15 protein-coding genes (1 of these 15 only partly in view) are annotated in these 16,553 nt (G+C 62.6%); 10 read left to right on the forward strand and 5 right to left on the reverse strand.

Annotation, left to right across the window (positions count from 1 at the left end; genetic code table 11):
- Positions 1–18: 18 nt before the first annotated feature.
- On the reverse strand, positions 19–903 hold the full coding sequence (locus tag QMO80_RS15520) for a methyltransferase domain-containing protein (RefSeq protein WP_283197355.1): 885 nt from the start codon (positions 901–903) through the stop codon (positions 19–21).
- Between the two features lie 77 nt (positions 904–980).
- Between QMO80_RS15520 and QMO80_RS15525 the strand changes: the two genes are divergently transcribed.
- The 4 genes from QMO80_RS15525 to QMO80_RS15540 are packed head-to-tail and all read left to right on the forward strand — an operon-like array spanning position 981 to position 3,340.
- Complete coding sequence (locus QMO80_RS15525; protein WP_283197356.1) at positions 981–1,757, forward strand: ComF family protein; 777 nt, start codon at positions 981–983, stop codon at positions 1,755–1,757.
- Positions 1,758–1,789: 32 nt separating this feature from the next.
- Positions 1,790–2,047 (forward strand): glutaredoxin 3, encoded by a 258-nt coding sequence (gene grxC / locus QMO80_RS15530; RefSeq protein WP_003590021.1) that lies wholly within the window; start codon positions 1,790–1,792, stop codon positions 2,045–2,047.
- Positions 2,048–2,057: 10 nt separating this feature from the next.
- Positions 2,058–2,915, forward strand: coding sequence for a carbon-nitrogen hydrolase family protein (locus QMO80_RS15535; protein ID WP_283197357.1), 858 nt, complete (start codon positions 2,058–2,060; stop codon positions 2,913–2,915).
- The gene (locus QMO80_RS15540) at positions 2,912–3,340 is read left to right on the forward strand and encodes a DUF1178 family protein (protein WP_283197358.1); all 429 of its coding nucleotides are present in this window, start codon (positions 2,912–2,914) and stop codon (positions 3,338–3,340) included. Before QMO80_RS15535 ends, QMO80_RS15540 begins: the two co-directional genes overlap by 4 nt.
- Before the next feature lie 4 nt (positions 3,341–3,344).
- On the opposite strand, the gene QMO80_RS15545 is transcribed toward QMO80_RS15540, so the two are convergent.
- From QMO80_RS15545 to ubiG, 3 genes are all read right to left on the reverse strand, one after another.
- Positions 3,345–3,644 carry a type II toxin-antitoxin system RelE/ParE family toxin gene (locus tag QMO80_RS15545; protein WP_283197359.1) on the reverse strand — a complete coding sequence of 100 codons (300 nt, stop codon included), beginning with the start codon at positions 3,642–3,644 and terminating at the stop codon, positions 3,345–3,347.
- Positions 3,641–3,913: a type II toxin-antitoxin system ParD family antitoxin gene (locus QMO80_RS15550; protein ID WP_283197360.1), complete on the reverse strand. Its 273-nt coding sequence runs from the start codon at positions 3,911–3,913 to the stop codon at positions 3,641–3,643. Before QMO80_RS15550 ends, QMO80_RS15545 begins: the two co-directional genes overlap by 4 nt.
- Positions 3,914–3,975: 62 nt before the next feature.
- Entirely contained in the window at positions 3,976–4,722 is a 747-nt protein-coding gene (ubiG, locus tag QMO80_RS15555; RefSeq protein WP_283197361.1) for a bifunctional 2-polyprenyl-6-hydroxyphenol methylase/3-demethylubiquinol 3-O-methyltransferase UbiG, read from the reverse strand.
- Positions 4,723–5,020: 298 nt separating this feature from the next.
- On the opposite strand from ubiG, the gene QMO80_RS15560 reads away from it, so the two are divergent.
- The 6 genes from QMO80_RS15560 (at position 5,021) to clpB (ending at position 14,542) form a co-directional block, all read left to right on the forward strand.
- On the forward strand, positions 5,021–6,295 hold the full coding sequence (locus QMO80_RS15560) for an aspartate kinase (RefSeq protein ID WP_283197362.1): 1,275 nt from the start codon (positions 5,021–5,023) through the stop codon (positions 6,293–6,295).
- Positions 6,296–6,384: 89 nt separating this feature from the next.
- The gene (gene ptsP, locus QMO80_RS15565) at positions 6,385–8,652 is read left to right on the forward strand and encodes a phosphoenolpyruvate--protein phosphotransferase (protein WP_283197363.1); all 2,268 of its coding nucleotides are present in this window, start codon (positions 6,385–6,387) and stop codon (positions 8,650–8,652) included.
- 29 nt (positions 8,653–8,681) lie between these two features.
- Complete coding sequence (gene prfA, locus QMO80_RS15570) at positions 8,682–9,761, forward strand: peptide chain release factor 1 (protein WP_283197364.1); 1,080 nt, start codon at positions 8,682–8,684, stop codon at positions 9,759–9,761.
- Entirely contained in the window at positions 9,758–10,618 is an 861-nt protein-coding gene (prmC, locus tag QMO80_RS15575; protein ID WP_283197365.1) for a peptide chain release factor N(5)-glutamine methyltransferase, read from the forward strand. Before prfA ends, prmC begins: the two co-directional genes overlap by 4 nt.
- 343 nt (positions 10,619–10,961) lie before the next feature.
- Positions 10,962–11,693 (forward strand): DUF4167 domain-containing protein, encoded by a 732-nt coding sequence (locus tag QMO80_RS15580; protein WP_283197366.1) that lies wholly within the window; start codon positions 10,962–10,964, stop codon positions 11,691–11,693.
- A 248-nt stretch (positions 11,694–11,941) separates the two neighbouring features.
- Positions 11,942–14,542: an ATP-dependent chaperone ClpB gene (gene clpB / locus QMO80_RS15585; RefSeq protein WP_283197367.1), complete on the forward strand. Its 2,601-nt coding sequence runs from the start codon at positions 11,942–11,944 to the stop codon at positions 14,540–14,542.
- Between the two features lie 82 nt (positions 14,543–14,624).
- Here the strand turns inward: clpB and QMO80_RS15590 are convergent, their stop codons facing one another.
- On the reverse strand, positions 14,625–16,553 hold the 3' portion of the coding sequence (locus QMO80_RS15590) for a M23 family metallopeptidase (protein ID WP_064840847.1). It continues 12 nt past the right edge of the window; only the last 1,929 of its 1,941 coding nucleotides appear in the window; its start codon lies beyond the right edge, outside the window; it ends in the stop codon at positions 14,625–14,627.

Here is a 16,553-nt window from a genome sequence, read left to right on the forward strand (position 1 = left end):
AGCTTTCGGCATCATGCTCTATTGCCTGAGCTTTTGCTCATCCACTTTCAGCGCATCGGCAAGGCGTGCCTTGGCCGAACCCGGCTGAAGTGGCTTCTGCTGGCTCTCGTGGGGAGCCCACCCGGAGACATAGATGATCGAAAAGGTCGCGCGGATGCGTCCGTCGGGGTCAGAATAGCGCTCGGCGTAGATCTCTGCTGCGCGCAGGAAGAAGGCGCGCGTCAGCGGTAACCGGCCGCGGGCCGCAAGCGGATTGCTCATGCCCATGGCTCTCAGATCCCGCATCAGCGGAAACAGCGAATCATAGCGTACCGTGTAGTTTTCCGTGTCGATCACCGGCAGCGTGAAGCCGGCGCGCTGCATGAGGCTGCCGATATCGCGCACATCGGCAAAGGGAATGACGCGCGGGCTTGCACCGCCCGTCATCTCGACCTCGGCGGCCAGCAGCACCTCGCGCAGTTCCTGCAGCGTGCCGGCGCCGGGGATCGCAGCCAGGAACAAGCCGTCCGGCTTCAGAGCGCGGCGGATCTGAATGAAAACACCCGGTGTATCGTTGGTCAGGTGCAGGCTGAGCGGCGCAAGGATGAGATTGGCCGATTGCGGTTCGAGCGGCACGTCCTCGAGCGGCGCTTCGATCACGGTTTCGCCCGGGCCGGCATAGGCCTTCTCGCTCTCCACGCGGATCATCGTGCCGACCTTGCCCGTCGCCAATGCGGCGCGGGCGGCCACCCCAGTTGCGCCATGCAGTTCGACGGCTGTTTCGAAGCGCCGCTCGACGACGGCAAGCCTCTCGGCCATTTCCTCGGCGGCGATGTCGAGCAGAAAGGCGGCTTTCGGGTCGTTATTGGCAAGCGCGCGATGGCGATGCGCGGCGATCAGGGTCTTGTCGAAGATCGTTTCCATGACGATGTCCTTAGTCCCGCGCCGTAGCGGCAGCAAGGCGATTTTCCTTTGGAGGAGAACAGGCTAATCTCCTTTGCATGGGACCGATCCATTTCGAAAGACCGGCAGAATTCTTGCGGGCGCAGCTCTTGCGGCCGTTTTCGGCGCTTGCCGATTTTCTCTATCCGCCCACCTGTTCCGTCTGCGGCATTTCCACCGGCGGTCATCGCGGGCTCTGCGCAAAGTGCTGGTCCGGCATCCGTTTCATCGAACGGCCCTATTGCGAAGTGCTCGGCATTCCCTTCTCGCACGATCTCGGCGCCGGAATCCTCAGCGCCGAGGCGATCGCCAACCCGCCGCCCTTCGATCGGCTGCGCTCGGCCGCGACCCATGACCACGCGGTTCGCGACCTCGTTCATGGGCTGAAGTATCGCGATCGCACCGATCTGGCGCCGATGATGGCCGCCTGGATGCTGCGCGCTTCCGACGGGACGGTCGAAAGCTGCGATGCGCTGATCCCGGTGCCGCTGCACCGCACCCGCATGCTGGCGCGCAAATTCAACCAGGCAGCCGAGCTCGCCCGCCACATGGCACGGCTCTCGGGCAAGCCGCTGCTTGCCGCCACGCTGGTGCGCGTCAAGCGCACCAGCCAGCAGGTCGGCCTTGGCGCGAAGGCGCGCGAGGACAATGTCAGGGGCGCTTTCGCGATTGCCAAAGGTTGCGAAAACGACATTTTCGGCAAGCGCATCGTCCTCGTCGACGATGTCTATACGACAGGGGCGACGGTCGCCGCGGCAAGCCGGACGCTGCGCAAGGCGGGTGCCGCCGAGATAACGGTTTTGACCTTTGCAAGGGCTCTCTCCGAGCTTATATGACAGAAATACCCCGGCATCGGTCTGGAGAGATTATGGTACCCGTCACCATCTATACACGGCAATTCTGCGGCTATTGCACCCGCGCCAAGTCCCTTCTCGAAGAAAAGGGTGTCGACTACGTCGAGCATGATGCGACATATTCACCGGACCTTCGCCAGGAAATGATCGGCAAGTCGAACGGCCGCACCACCTTCCCGCAGATCTTCATCGGCGCCGATCATGTCGGCGGCTGCGACGATCTCTTCGCGCTCGATCGGGCCGGCAAGCTCGATCCGATGCTGGCGGCGTGAGGACGAACCGATGAGTTTCAAGGCTGCCGCCGTCCAGATGTGCTCCGGGGTCGACCCGGTGAAGAATGCCGCCGCCATGGCGCGGCTGGTGCGCGAGGCCGCCGCCCAGGGTGCCACCTATGTGCAGACGCCCGAAATGACCGGCATGCTGCAGCGTGATCGTGCGGCGGCGCGCGCCGTGCTTGCCGATGAGGCGCATGACATCATCGTCAGGACCGGCTCCGAGCTTGCCAGGGAATTGGCGATCCACATGCATGTCGGCTCGACGGCAATTGCGCTGGCCGACGGCAAGATCGCCAATCGCGGTTTCCTGTTCGGTCCCGACGGCAGGATCCTCAATCGCTACGACAAGATCCACATGTTCGACGTCGACCTCGACAATGGCGAGAGCTGGCGTGAAAGTGCGGCCTATACGGCCGGCTCGGAGGCGCGGGTCCTGTCGCTGCCCTTTGCCGAAATGGGCTTTGCGATCTGCTACGACGTGCGTTTTCCAGCACTCTTCCGTGCCCAGGCGGTTGCCGGCGCCGAGGTGATGACGGTTCCGGCCGCCTTCACCAAACAGACCGGCGAGGCGCATTGGGAGATATTGCTCAGGGCGCGCGCGATCGAGAACGGCGTCTTCGTCATCGCCGCCGCGCAGGCCGGCCGGCACGAGGACGGCCGGGAGACCTTCGGCCATTCGATGATCATCGATCCCTGGGGCACGGTGCTGGCATCGGCCGGCGCCACTGGCGAGGCGGTCATCGTTGCCGAAATCGATCCCGCCGCCGTCAAGGCCGCGCATGACAAGATCCCGAACCTCAGGAACGGCCGGGAATTCTCGGTCGAGAAGATTGCGGGGGCAGTCGCAGGAGGCGTCGCCGCTTGATCCGCTATTCCCTCACTTGCGACAATGCCCATGAATTCGAAGGCTGGTTTTCCGAAAGCGCCGATTTCGATCGTCAGGTCGCGACCGGTTTCCTGACCTGCCCCGTCTGTCATTCCGCTGCCGTCTCCAAGCTCCTGATGGCGCCTTCGGTATCGACGGCGCGCAAGAAGGACGAGAGGCAGACGCTGGCGATGGATGCCATGCGCCAGGAGGCGCTGCAGAAGCTCAAGCAAGCGGTCGCCGCGGTCAAGGCCAATTCCGAGGATGTCGGCACGCAGTTTCCCGAGGAAGCCCGCAAGATCCATTATGGCGAGGCGGATGCCCGCGGCATTATCGGCCAGGCGACGGTCGACGAGGCGCAGGCGCTGCTCGAAGAGGGCATCGAAATCGCCGCCATTCCGGTGCTGCCCGAGGATGTGAATTAAGATTTCAAGTCATCCGTCGAAGGATGCGGGCGTAATCGCGCGCGCCATGCAGGATGCGCATCACCTGCACGGTCGAATCTTCAATTCGATAGAAGATAAGGTAGTTTCCGAAAGGACGCCTGCGAACTCCTGTCAGCCGTGGCAACCGGAGTTCGACAAAGGCATGCGGCATGTCTGCAATCTCCACACATGCGGAGTGCAATTCGTCCATGAATGGCAAAGCGCGTGCCGGATTTTGTTCAAGAATATACCGGCCAATTGTGAGCAGATCGGCGCGGGCAGCTCGGGAAAATGCAACCTTCATCGGGTGCGGAGTTTGTCCAGACCAAGTTCTGCGTAGGCACTGTCGAACGCCTCGTCGAGGGACATGACTTGTCCCGCTTCCAGATCGTCGATGCCTTTTTGTAACTCGTCTTCCAGTTCGTGAACGCGCCGATCATCATCGTAGCGCTCGCGGAGCACACTTTCGATATAGTCGCTGCTCGATTTATAGGCGCCGCGGGCGACCTCGTCGCGCACATATTCTTCGAGACGAGGCTCGAGAGTAACGGTAACTTTTGCGGCTTCGCCCATCGGTTTTCCCTTCGGATGACCGGATCACCTTATCACAATTTTCCAGGCGTAAGGACGTTGCTCTACACCCCGCGCTTGGCCACCAGCATGTAATTGACGTCCATATCCTTGGACAGGTTCCACTGGTTCGACAGCGGATTGAAGAAGACGCCGGTGCGGTCGGTGATTTCGAGGCCGCTTGCCGCCAATGGCTTTTCCAGCTCTTCCGGACGCACCAGTTTTTCATACTGATGGGTGCCGCGCGGCAGCCAGCGCAGAATGTTTTCGGCAGCGAAGATGGCAAGCGCTGCCGCCTTCATCGTGCGGTTGATGGTGGCGACGAAGATCAGGCCGCCGGGGCGGACCATTTTCGCGCAGGTCGTCATGAAGAACTCGACGTCGGCGACGTGTTCGACCACTTCCATGTTCAGGACGATGTCGAAGGTTTCGCCGGCGTCCGCCAGTTCCTCGGCGGTGGCGGCGCGGTAGTCGACCGAAACGCCGGAGGCCTTGGCATGGGTCGAGGCGATGCCGATATTCTTTTCGGACGGATCGGCGCCGGTGACGGAAGCGCCCATGCGGGCGACGGGTTCGGACAACAGACCGCCGCCGCAGCCGATATCGAGGACGCGGAGACCGTCCAGCGGGCGGGCGCTCTTCGGATCACGACCGAAATTCTCGCAGGCCTTGTCTCTTATATAGGCGAGGCGGACGGGATTGAACTTGTGCAGCGGCCGGAACTTGCCGGTCGGGCTCCACCATTCCGCCGCCATCGCCGAGAAGCGGTCCACTTCGCCCTGGTCGATCGTGCTTCTGGCGCCTTCCGTCATCGTCCACTCCTTGCGTTCCTGACACGTGAAGTCGGACGATCGGGGGCATAAGTCAAGGGGCGCAGACCAGAGGACCGATCAGCGCCGAGCCGCGCGCCAACCGCTTTTATCGCGCGCGCTTGCCTCCCCCCGCCAAACTCGCTAAGAGACGCCGCAACTTGGGGCCTTGGGGACCCGGGCTTTTAGAGCGGTTCCAGAAATCGGGAGCCGGCTCTCTGGCCAAGCGCTCCGCCCCAGAGCTTTCGTGATGCCGGGTCCGGTTTTCCGCTTTCCCCGGCGCCAGTCGTGGTAGAGGCATATGGCACGCATCGTAATGAAATTCGGCGGCACGTCCGTCGCTGACCTGGACCGCATCAAGAATGTCGCCCGCCATGTGAAACGCGAAGTCGACGCCGGCCACGAGGTGGCGGTGGTGGTCTCGGCCATGTCCGGCAAGACCAATGAGCTGGTCGGCTGGGTGCAGGGCATGCCGAAGGTGATCGGCGCCAATTCGCCGTTTTACGATGCGCGGGAATATGATGCGGTGGTCGCCTCCGGCGAGCAGGTCACCTCGGGGCTGCTGGCGATCGCCTTGCAGGCGATGGACATCAATGCGCGCTCCTGGCAGGGCTGGCAGATCCCGATCTGCACCGATAATGCGCACGGCGCGGCGCGGATCATGGAGATCGACGGTTCCGACATCGTCAAGCGGATGGGCGAGGGGCAGGTTGCCGTCATCGCCGGCTTCCAGGGACTGGGACCCGACAACCGGCTCGCGACGCTTGGCCGCGGCGGATCGGACACCTCGGCCGTCGCGATCGCGGCGGCTGTCAAGGCGGATCGCTGCGATATCTATACAGATGTCGACGGCGTCTACACAACCGATCCGCGCATCGTGCCGAAGGCGCGCAGATTGAAAAAGATCGCCTTCGAGGAAATGCTCGAAATGGCCTCGCTCGGCGCCAAGGTGCTGCAGGTGCGCTCGGTCGAGCTGGCCATGGTGCACAAGGTGCGCACCTTCGTGCGCTCGTCTTTCGAAGATCCCGATGCTCCGGGCATGGGCGATCTGCTAAACCCGCCCGGAACGCTGATTTGTGACGAGGATGAAATCGTGGAACAGGAAGTAGTCACCGGCATCGCCTATGCCAAGGATGAGGCTCAGATCTCGCTTCGCCGTCTTGCCGACCGGCCGGGCGTCTCCGCGGCGATCTTCGGGCCGCTCGCCGAATCCCATATCAATGTCGACATGATCGTCCAGAATATCTCCGAGGACGGGTCGAAGACCGACATGACCTTCACGGTGCCATCGGGCGACGTCGAGAAGGCGATCAAGGTGCTTAGCGACCATAAGGAGAAGATCGGCTACGATGTCGTGCAGAACGAATCGGGGCTGGTGAAAGTCTCGGTCATCGGCATCGGCATGCGCAGTCACGCCGGCGTTGCTGCTACCGCATTTCGTGCACTTGCCGAAAAAGGCATCAACATCAAGGCGATCACGACCTCCGAGATCAAGATTTCCATCCTGATCGACGGTCCTTATGCAGAACTCGCTGTCAGGACTTTGCATTCCTGCTACGGTCTGGATAAGAATTGATTCCCAGTGGGCGGCCTGCCCCTTCAGGTTGAGGAGACGAGGGCCGGCCCGCCGGGACTGAGTGCGTTGTTTCGGGAGCTTGAGACGCCATGAGAGACCTTTCCGGCGGTCCGCGCGTGCTGCTCAGGCGGCTGCGCGAGTTGATGGCGGAGCCGCTGGAGCCGCAGGATCGTCTTGACCGGATCGTCCGCCAGATCGCCGGCAACATGGTGGCCGAGGTCTGCTCCGTTTACGTGCTGCGCGCCGACGGCGTGCTCGAACTCTATGCGACCGAAGGCCTCAACCGCGAGGCCGTGCACCTGGCGCAACTGAAGATGGGTCAGGGCCTGGTCGGCACGATCGCCGCTTCGGCGCAGCCGCTGAACCTTTCCGATGCGCAATCGCATCCTGCTTTCCGCTACCTGCCGGAAACGGGCGAAGAAATCTACCATTCCTTCCTCGGCGTGCCGATCCTCAGGACCGGGCGTTCGCTTGGCGTTCTGGTCGTGCAGAACAAGGCGAGCCGCAACTATCGCGAAGAAGAGGTGGAAGCGCTCGAGACGACGGCGATGGTGCTAGCCGAGATGATCGCCACCGGCGAGCTGAAGAAGATCACCAAGCCGGGCCTCGAACTCGACTTGACGCGCTCGGTGACCGTCGACGGCGACACCTATAATGACGGCATCGGTCTCGGTTACGTCGTGCTGCACGAGCCGCGCATCGTCGTCACCAATCTGCTGAACGAAGATGCGGAGAAGGAAATCCGGCGGCTGGCCGAAGCCATGGGCTCGCTCAGGATCTCGATCGACGACATGCTGTCGCGCCGCGACGTGTCGATGGAGGGCGAGCACCGCGAGGTACTCGAAACCTATCGCATGTTCGCGCATGACCAGGGCTGGGTGCGCAAGCTCGAGGAGGCGATCCGCAACGGCCTGACGGCGGAAGCGGCGGTCGAGAAGGTGCAGAGCGACACCAAGGCGCGGATGATGCGGTTGACCGACCCCTATCTGCGCGAACGCATGCATGATTTCGAGGATCTGGCGAACCGGCTGCTCAGACAATTGACCGGGTATACCGGGCGGACGACCGCCGAAGGTTTCCCCAATGACGCGGTCATCCTGGCGCGCGCCATGGGGGCTGCCGAGCTGCTCGACTATCCGCGTGCCAATGTGCGCGGGCTGGTGCTGGAAGAAGGCGCGGTGACGAGCCATGTGGTGATCGTCGCGCGCGCCATGGGCATTCCAGTCATCGGCCAGGCGGCCGGTGTCGTCGCGCTCGCCGAGAACGGCGATGCCGTGATCATCGATGCCGACGAGGGGCATGTGCATCTGCGGCCGATGGCCGATCATCGGCGTTCCTACGAGGAAAAGGTTCGCTTCCGCGCCAGGCGGCAGGAACAGTTCCGGGCGCTGCGCGCCGTCGAGCCGGTGACCAAGGATGGACAGCGGATCGCACTGATGATGAATGCGGGGCTGCTGGTCGACCTGCCGCAGCTTTCGGAATCGGGTGCCGAGGGCATCGGCCTGTTCCGCACCGAACTGCAGTTCATGATCGCCTCCACCATGCCGAAGGCGGAGGAGCAGGAGCAGTTCTATCGCAATGTGATAAAGCAGGCGGCGGGCCGTACCGTCACCTTCCGCACGCTCGATATCGGCGGCGACAAGGTCGTACCCTATTTTCGCGGCCATGAGGAAGAAAATCCCGCACTCGGCTGGCGCGCCATCCGGCTGTCCCTCGACCGGCCGGGACTGTTGCGCACCCAGCTGCGCGCCCTGCTGAAGGCATCGGCCGATACCGAGCTGAAGCTGATGGTGCCGATGGTGACCGAGGTTTCCGAGCTGAAGATTGTGCGCGAGCTGCTGCAGAAGGAAGTGCAGCATCTCTCGCGCTTCGGCCACGGGCTGCCGCGCAAGCTGCAATTCGGCGCGATGCTGGAAGTGCCTGCCCTGCTCTGGCAGCTCGATGAACTGATGGAGGCGGTCGATTTCGTCTCGGTCGGTTCGAACGACCTTTTCCAGTTCTCGATGGCGGTCGATCGCGGCAATGCGCGGGTTTCGGACCGGTTCGACCCGCTCGGCAAACCGTTTTTGCGCATCCTGCGCGATATCGTGCGCGGCGCCGACCGGAACAAGACGCCGGTGACGCTCTGCGGCGAACTCGCCAGCAAACCCATCTCGGCGATGGCGCTGCTCGGTATCGGTTTCCGCTCGATCTCGATGTCGCCGGCCTCGATCGGGCCGGTGAAGGCGATGCTGCTCGGGCTCGATGTCGGGGCGCTGGCAACGGCGATGAACGAGGTGCTGGACGATGTCCACGCCGTGGTGCCGATGCGCGAGGTGCTTGCCCGCTTCGCCGAGAGCCACAATATTCCCCTTTAGGCAGACGTTAAGAAGAATCGGAGTGAAGGGTGGCGAAGCTTCCCGTTGAAAAGATGCGTGAGCTGGAACGCCGTTTCGGCGAGATCGAGGCGCGCATGTCGGCCGGCCCGGCCGCCGACGTCTATGTGAAGCTCGCATCCGAATATTCCGAGCTGCAGCCCGTCGTGACGAAGATCCGCGCCTATGAGAAGGCGAACGCCGAGCTTGCCGATCTCGAAACGCTGCTCGAGGACAAGACGGTCGACCGCGAGATGCGCGACCTCGCCGAGCTGGAGCTGCCCGAGGTGAAAGAGCAGATCGAGGCGCTCGAGCAGGAGATGCAGATCCTGCTTCTGCCGAAGGACGCAGCCGACGAAAAGAGCGCGATCCTCGAAATCCGCGCCGGCACGGGTGGATCGGAAGCGGCCCTTTTTGCCGGCGACCTCTTTCGCATGTATGAGCGGTTCGCGGCGGAGAAAGGCTGGAAGGTGGAAGTGCTCTCGGCAAGCGAGGGCGAAGCCGGCGGCTACAAGGAAATCATCGCGACGATCACCGGCAGGGGCGTCTTCGCCAAGCTGAAATTCGAATCCGGCGTGCATCGCGTGCAGCGTGTGCCCGAGACCGAGGCGGGCGGGCGCATCCATACGTCGGCTGCAACGGTGGCGGTGCTGCCGGAGGCCGAGGAGATCGACATCGAGATCCGGCCAGAGGATATCCGCATCGACACGATGCGCTCTTCGGGTGCCGGCGGCCAGCACGTCAATACGACGGACTCGGCGGTGCGCATCACCCATCTGCCGAGCGGCATCGTCGTCACCAGCTCGGAAAAATCGCAGCACCAGAACCGCGCCAAGGCGATGCAGGTGCTGCGCTCCAGGCTCTACGACGCCGAGCGGCAGAGGGCCGACAGCGAGCGCTCGGCCGACCGCAAGAGCCAGGTCGGTTCCGGCGACCGCTCGGAACGCATCCGCACCTATAATTTCCCGCAGGGGCGCATCACCGATCATCGCATCAATCTGACGCTCTACAAGCTCGATCGGATGATGGAAGGCGAGATCGAGGAGGTCGTGGATGCGCTGATGGCCGATTACCAGGCAAGCCAGCTGGCGCAGCTTGGCGAACAGCAATGAGGCCGACGGTCGCCGATACGCTTGCCGAAGCGCGCCGCCGCTTTACCGAAGCTGGTATCGTCGACCCGGCGACCGATGCACGGCTGCTTGTCGCGGGCCTTCTGAAACTATCGTCGACCGAGCTGTTGACGCGATCGGCCGAGAGACTTTCGCCTGAGCAGGCCGATGTGGTGTCCGAGGCATTCGAGCGGCGGCTCGGCCATGAGCCGGTGCATCGCATTCTCGGCGAGCGGGAGTTCTACGGCCTGCCGCTTCGGCTGTCGGCGGAAACGCTGGAGCCGCGGCCGGATACGGAAATCCTGGTTGATACGGTGCTTGCCTGTCTCAAGGACCTTGCAAAGGCGCAAGGCCATCTCCATATCCTTGACATGGGAACCGGGACCGGGGCGATATGCCTTGCGCTGTTGAGCGAATGTCCTGATGCGTCGGGTGTCGGCAGCGACATATCGGCGGATGCACTTCGCACAGCAAGATCGAATGCGGAAAGCAACGGGTTGCAGGATCGTTTTCAGGCCGTACAGTCGAGATGGTTCGAGAGCATCCAGGGTTCGTTTCACGCGATTGTCTCAAATCCGCCCTATATTGCTTCCAATGTCATTCACGATCTTGCTCCCGAAGTGACGAAATTTGATCCGGTCGCGGCACTGGATGGCGGTCCGGATGGGCTTGACGCCTACCGCGCCATCGCCAAGGATGCGGCAAGGTTCATGAGGCCCGATGGGGTCGTCGGGCTGGAAATCGGTTACGATCAGCGGAACGATGTGACGGCGATCTTCGAAGCGAAAGGCTTCAAGTGCCTCAAATCCGTAAAAGATTATGGTCAGAACGATAGGGTGCTCGTGTTCGCGCTCGCGTGACAGGCGATAATTGCTGCATTGAACGGGACATTATTGTTATTGCGAAGAAAAGGCTTGGATTTCCCAGGGAAGCAATATAGGTTGCGGACACGTGTTGGGCAGATAGGAATGAACGAGATTCGTTCGGTACTTGGTTTGCCTCGGGGGTCCGCTCTTTTAAACGAGAGTTTCAACGGTTGAACACGACCCAATGCGTGAATCAGTCAAACTGACTTGAGAACCAAGCGGCAGGTCGGCGCAAAGGCGCAGTATGCTCGCGGCACAAAGGTCCTGACCCGGTTTTCCGGTCATGGCGGTTGGTGCCATGTATCCATCACAAACAGAGAATTCAGGTGAACGATCTATGAGGCCAGGACAGCAGAACAAGCGCGGTCGAGGGCGTGGCAATAATAACAACGGCGGCGGCGGCGGAAATAACAATAACAACAATTTCAACCGCAAGGGCGGCAATCCGCTGACCCGAACCTATGACAGCTCCGGCCCCGATGTGAAGATTCGCGGCACTGCCCAGCATATCGCCGAAAAATACGCGCAGCTCGCCCGCGACGCTCAAAGCTCCGGCGACCGCGTGATTGCCGAGAATTATCTCCAGCACGCCGAACACTACAATCGCATCATTGCCAGCGCCCAGGCGCAGATGCAGGAGCGTTTCCAGCGCGACGATCGCGGCGAATACAATGACGCCGCAGACCGCGACGGCGACGAGATCGATAACAACGACAATGACGGTGATGATGTCGTCGTCGTCCAGCCGCCGCAGAACAGGCAGCATCAGCCGCGGCCGCGACCTGAGTCGCAGCCCCAGCCTCAGCCGGCTCCTGCCCAGACGCCGGTGGCGCCCCAGGCCGAGGTCATCGACGGAACCGGCCCGCAGCCGGAGATCGAAGGCATTCCGGCCGAAGTCGCCATGGACGAGGAAGGTTCCGGCGGTCAGCCGCGCGAACGCCAGCCCCGCCGCCGCAGCACCGGCAGCCGTCCCCGTCGCCCGCGTCGCGGCGCAGAAGGGGAAGCCGCCGGCGAAGGCGAAGGTGCTTCTTCCGAAGCGCCCGTGCTGGCGGACGCAGCATCGGAATGAGGATCCGGCGTCTCCTTCCGCGGAGGCGCGAGGTTCATGCCATCTGTTAGAATTGCAACGAAAATCCCCGGCCTCGCGCCGGGGATTTTCATTTTATCGGCTCTTTAAACTCGCAGAAAAGGCCACCATATTCTCCTCGACTGCTTCGCCCAAATCAGAGATGGGCCAGGCGCGGCCTGCCTTTTCAGGGGGTCGATCCCAATCATCGGTCTGCGCCGTCAGGGCAGGGCGATCCATGGAGGTAGAATATGAATATCGAGAAATATTCCGAGCGGGTGCGCGGCTTCATCCAGTCGGCGCAGACCTATGCGCTGGCGCAGGGTCACCAGCAATTCACACCCGAACATGTGCTGAAAGTCCTGCTCGACGACGACCAGGGCATGGCGGCGTCGCTGATCGAGCGCGCCGGCGGCGATGCCAAGGCTGCGCGCCTCGCCAATGATGCGGCGCTGGCCAAACTGCCGAAAATTTCCGGCGGCAACGGCAACATCTATCTGGCGCAACCGCTCGCCAAGGTGCTTTCAACCGCCGAAGAGGCGGCGAAGAAGGCGGGCGACAGCTTCGTCACCGTCGAGCGCCTGCTGCAGGCGCTGGCGATCGAATCTTCGGCCTCAACCTTTTCGACGCTGAAGAATTCAGGCGTGACGGCCCAGGGCCTGAACCAGGTGATCAACGACATCCGCAAGGGCCGGACGGCGGATTCGTCCAATGCCGAGCAGGGGTTCGATTCGCTGAAGAAATTCGCCCGCGATCTCACCGCCGAAGCCCGCGAAGGCAAGCTCGACCCGGTGATCGGTCGCGACGACGAAATCCGCCGCACCATCCAGGTACTTTCGCGCCGCACCAAGAACAATCCGGTGCTGATCGGCGAACCGGGCGTCGGCAAGACGGCAATCGTCGAGGGGCTGGCGCTGCGCATCGTCAATGGTGACGTGCCGGAATCGCTGAAGGACAAGAAGCTGATGGCGCTCGACATGGGCGCGCTGATTGCCGGTGCGAAATACCGCGGCGAATTCGAGGAGCGGCTGAAGGCCGTGCTCAACGAGGTCCAGGCTGAAAACGGTGAGATCATCCTGTTCATCGATGAGATGCACACACTGGTCGGCGCCGGCAAGGCCGACGGGGCGATGGACGCCTCCAATCTGTTGAAGCCCGCCCTTGCCCGCGGCGAGCTGCATTGCGTCGGCGCGACCACGCTCGACGAATACCGCAAACATGTGGAGAAGGATCCGGCGCTTGCCCGCCGATTCCAGCCCGTGGTCGTCGAGGAGCCGACGGTCGAAGACACGATCTCGATCCTGCGCGGCCTCAAGGAAAAATACGAGCAGCATCACAAGGTGCGCATTGCCGATGCAGCGCTGGTGGCGGCTGCGACGCTTTCCAACCGCTATATCACCGACCGTTTTCTGCCCGACAAGGCGATCGACCTGATGGACGAGGCGGCGGCGCGGCTGCGCATGCAGGTGGATTCCAAGCCGGAGGAACTCGACGAACTCGATCGCCGCATCATCCAGCTGAAGATCGAGCGCGAGGCACTGAAGAAGGAAACCGACGTCGCCTCGGCCGACCGGCTGAAGCGGCTGGAGACCGAATTGACCGGCCTCGAAGAGGAGGCCGATGCGCTGACGGCCCGCTGGCAGGCGGAAAAGCAGAAGCTCGGTCTGGCCGCCGATCTCAAGAAACAGCTCGACGATGCTCGCAACGAACTGGCGATCGCCCAGCGCAAGGGTGAATTCCAGCGCGCCGGCGAGCTGACCTATGGCGTCATCCCGGATCTGGAAAAGCAGCTGGTCGACGCCGAAAAGCAGGATGGCGAACGCGGCGCGATGGTGCAGGAGGTGGTTAGCCCCGACAACATCGCCCATGTCGTTTCCCGCTGGACCGGTATTCCGGTCGACAGGATGCTGGAAGGCGAGCGCGACAAGCTGCTGCGGATGGAAGACGAGCTGGCGAAATCGGTGATCGGCCAGGGTGATGCGGTTCAGGCCGTGTCGCGGGCGGTGCGGCGCGCCCGCGCCGGCCTGCAGGATCCGAACCGGCCGATCGGCTCATTCATCTTCCTCGGCCCGACCGGCGTCGGCAAGACGGAGCTCACCAAGGCGCTCGCCCGCTTCCTCTTCGACGACGAGACGGCGATGGTGCGCATGGACATGTCGGAATATATGGAGAAACACTCCGTTGCCCGGCTGATCGGCGCGCCTCCCGGCTATGTCGGTTATGACGAAGGCGGGGCGTTGACGGAAGCGGTGCGCCGCCGGCCCTATCAGGTCGTGCTGTTCGACGAGATCGAAAAGGCCCATCCCGACGTCTTCAACATCCTGCTGCAGGTGCTGGACGACGGACGCCTGACCGACGGTCAGGGCCGGACGGTCGATTTCCGCAACACGATGATCATCATGACCTCGAACCTCGGCGCCGAATATCTGACGCAGCTCAAGGACGGCGACGACAGCGATACGGTTCGCGAACAGGTGATGGAGGTCGTGCGCGGGCATTTCCGGCCGGAATTCCTGAACCGCATCGACGAGATCATCCTCTTCCATCGCCTGAAGCGTGAGGAGATGGGCGCGATCGTCGATATCCAGCTGAACCGCTTGGTGGCGCTGCTTTCCGAGCGCAAGATCGTCATCGATCTCGACGAGGAAGCCCGCCATTGGCTGGCGAACAAGGGTTACGATCCGGTCTACGGCGCAAGGCCGCTGAAGCGGGTGATCCAGAAATTCGTGCAGGATCCGCTCGCCGAGCAGATCCTGTCCGGCCAGGTGCCGGACGGATCGACGGTGAAGGTGACGAGCGGTTCGGACCGGCTGCAGTTCAGGACGCGGCAGACGGTGAGCGAAGCGGCATAGGCCGGCCTGATCGACAAATGAGAAATGGCGGCTTCGGCCGCCATTTTTGTCTGGTGGGGACGAACGGCGCGAGGCTTGGGGATTACTTGCTCGCCACCTGATCCGAGGTCTGGTTGTTCAGCAGCGTATCGATGCGCTTGCGTTCGTCCTCGAATTTCGCCAGCGCCTCGCCTTGCAGCGATTTGCCGCCCGGCAGGCGGATGCGCAAGGGATCGACTTTGGTACCGTTGACGATCAGCTCGTAATGCAGATGCGGCCCGGTGGACTCGCCCGTCGTGCCGACCCAGCCGATCACCTGGCCCTGGCGGATCTTGGCGCCGGGGATAACGCCCTTGGCGATGGCGCTCTGGTGGTTGTAAGAGGATTCATAGCCATTGGCATGGCGGATGATCGTCTGGTTGCCGTATCCGCCGGAATCCCAGCCGGCTTTTTCCACCGTACCGTTGCCGGCGGCGATGATTGCGGTGCCGCGGGGTGCTGCCCAATCGACGCCGGTGTGCATGCGGGCGAAACCGAGGATCGGGTGCCGGCGCATGCCGAAGCCCGATTTGAAGATGCCGTTCGGGACCGGGTTGCGCAGCAGGAACTGGCGGATGCTCTTGCCGTTCTCGTCGAAATAATCGACCGTGCCGTCGTCCGGATCCTGGAAGCGGTAGAAGCGCGTCTGCGTGTCGCCGAAACGGGCGTTGACGTAGAGCAGTTCGGAATCCTCGGTCGCCTGGCCGGCACTATCGGCGACGGAGAAGAAGGCCTCGAGACTGTCGGTCGGCCTCAGTTGCGCCTGGAAATCGACATTGCTGGCGAGCAGCTTGATGATCAGCGCCGTCATATCCTTGGTCATGCCGTAGGAAAGGGCGGCGCGATAGATACCGTCATAGACGCGCGGCAGGTTCTGGCCGGGCGGCGGCGCGAAGGAATTGTCATCGAAGGCGGTGGCGATGGCATCCAGCATCGGCGGCTCGCTGCCGGGCACGTATTTGCCCTTGTCGTCGACGGCCACGGTGACGAGATGGCGTGTGCCGCGATAGACGCTGGCCCGGATGATCTTTGCCTGTTCGCCTTTCTGAATGATGCCGATGCGCAGCACGTCGCCCTTGTCGAGATCGGTGGAGCCCAGTTGCTGCGAGATAAAACCGGCAATGCCATCGGCATATTGCTGCGGATAGCCTGAATCCGTCAGTGCCTTGGCGATCGGCGTGTCGGCGCGGACAGGCAGGATATCGTCGGCGAATTCCTCGGTCTGCGGCGTGATCGATTCCGATGCGGAGACGGTCATGTTCTGTTCGAGCACGCGCGCGGAGAGGCCGGCAGTCAGATCGACATCGGCATCCTCGTTGGAGAAACGGCGCGGATCGACATAATAGAGAGCGGCAAGCTGGGTGTTGCCGTCCGTCAGCACCGAGCCGTTGGAGCGCACATTCTCTTCGACTTCCTCGAGCGACAGGCCGGACGCCATCTTCATGCTGGTCTTGCCGGTCGGGAAGGAAATGGTCTTCAGGCTGACTTCGGATTCGACATCGGAGCCGTAAATCGCGCCGGTGCGGCTTTGCGGGGCGGGCTGCGGCTCGTCGGCGGAAAAGATCGCCAGGGGATCGAAGTCGGGATAGTCTTCGGTCGCCACATGGTTGGCGGCCAGCGTCATCTTCACATGCGCGAAGGGCTGGCGGCGCACGACTTCCTTTTCGCCGTCGTGGACGACGGTCGAAACTTCCATGATCGCCCGGTCGGAGGGTTTTGCGGCGATGGCGGGTGCAATCAGCCTTCCGCCGCGCACCACCGTCGTATCCTCGTGCGCGTCTGCTGCAGCACTCGCATAGGCCTCGGCCGGGATTGCCAATTGCTGGCGGCCGTCAAGGGCGGCAAACAGCGCGACGCCCATCAGGACCGAGGATGTAATGCCGGTGAGGAACGTACCCGAGAGCCAGCGCAGAGACACTTCGCGACGGTCGGGCGCACGCCTGCCGTCGGCCAGAAGCGGAGGCTCGTTGCCCAACGAGCGGATCATCATTTT

Origin of the sequence: Rhizobium sp. BT03 (assembly GCF_030053155.1) — a bacterium.
GTDB lineage: Bacteria > Pseudomonadota > Alphaproteobacteria > Rhizobiales > Rhizobiaceae > Rhizobium.